We start from the raw sequence: 1,490 nt of genomic DNA, 5'->3' as shown, positions 1-1,490 counted from the left end.
ATTATATCTGGGCGCTGCAAGTGGCGGGCGTCGGCACGCTGCTGTCGGGCGTGAACCTGGTCTGCACCATCGTCAAGATGCGCGCGCCTGGCATGACCATGATGAGAATGCCGATCTTCACCTGGACCGCGCTCTGCACAAATGTGCTCATCGTCGCCGCCTTCCCGGTGCTGACGGCGGTGCTGGCCCTGCTGGCTCTCGACCGCTATGTCGGCACCAACTTCTTCACGAACGACTTCGGCGGCAATCCGATGATGTACGTGAACCTGATCTGGATCTGGGGCCACCCCGAGGTCTACATCCTGATCCTGCCGGCCTTCGGCATATTTTCCGAAGTGACCTCGGCCTTCTGCGGCAAGCGGCTCTTTGGCTACACCTCGATGGTCTACGCAACCATCGTCATCACCATCCTGTCCTATCTCGTCTGGCTGCATCACTTTTTCACCATGGGGTCGGGAGCGAGCGTCAACTCGTTCTTCGGCATCACCACGATGATCATTTCGATCCCGACAGGCGCCAAGATATTCAACTGGCTGTTCACCATGTACCGCGGCCGCATCCGCTTCGAACTGCCGATGATGTGGACAGTCGCCTTCATGCTGACCTTCACCGTCGGCGGCATGACCGGCGTGCTGCTCGCCGTTCCGCCGGCCGACTTCGTGCTCCACAACAGCCTGTTCCTGGTCGCGCATTTCCACAACGTCATCATCGGCGGCGTGCTGTTCGGCCTGTTTGCCGGTATCAGCTACTGGTTCCCCAAGGCATTCGGCTTCCGGCTCGATCCGTTCTGGGGAAAGATGTCCTTCTGGTTCTGGGTGGTCGGCTTCTGGTTCGCCTTCATGCCGCTGTACATCCTCGGCCTGATGGGCGTAACGCGCCGGCTACGCACCTTCGAGGATCCCTCGCTGCAGATCTGGTTCATCATCGCCGCTTTTGGCGCCTTCCTGATCCTCCTTGGTATCCTGTCCTTCCTCATCCAGATCTTCGTCAGCGTGCGCCGGCGCGAGCAGCTTCGCGACGACACCGGTGATCCGTGGGACGGGCGTACACTCGAATGGGCAACCTCGTCGCCGCCCCCGGCCTACAATTTCGCCTTTACGCCGGTCGTCCACGATCTCGACACCTGGGCGGACATGAAGAATCGCGGTTACCAGCGTCCGTTGACGGGCTTCCACGACATCCACATGCCGCGCAACACCGGAGCCGGCGTCATTCTGGCTGGGTTGAGCGTGGTGCTTGCCGTGGCGCTCATCTGGTACATCTGGTGGCTGGCGATCGTGAGCTTCGTTGCTCTGATCGGCTACGCCATCGCGCATACCTTCAATTACGACCGGGACTTCCACATTCCGTCCAGCGACGTCACCCGCGTCGAGGACGAGCGGACACGCCTGCTCGCAGCCACCAGCCAGGCGGGATGAGCACCATGGCACACGCCGACACGGTGATCGACGACACGATCTTCCACCTGGAAGACGACCACGGCCATGCCG

Annotated in this window: 1 protein-coding gene; it reads left to right on the top strand. The window is 61.1% G+C overall.

What is annotated here, in order from left to right; all coding sequences use genetic code 11:
* A partial coding sequence (locus EN969_RS30780; RefSeq protein ID WP_127419718.1) for a cbb3-type cytochrome c oxidase subunit I occupies window positions 1–1,418 on the top strand: 1,418 nt, incomplete at its 5' end.
* Window positions 1,419–1,490 lie beyond the last annotated feature (72 nt).

The sequence above is a fragment of the Mesorhizobium sp. M7A.F.Ca.CA.003.01.2.1 genome, assembly GCF_003998945.1.
Lineage (GTDB): Bacteria > Pseudomonadota > Alphaproteobacteria > Rhizobiales > Rhizobiaceae > Mesorhizobium > Mesorhizobium ciceri.
The sequence above is the reverse complement of the archived record's forward strand: the minus strand, read 5'-3'. Positions and strand labels throughout refer to the sequence as shown.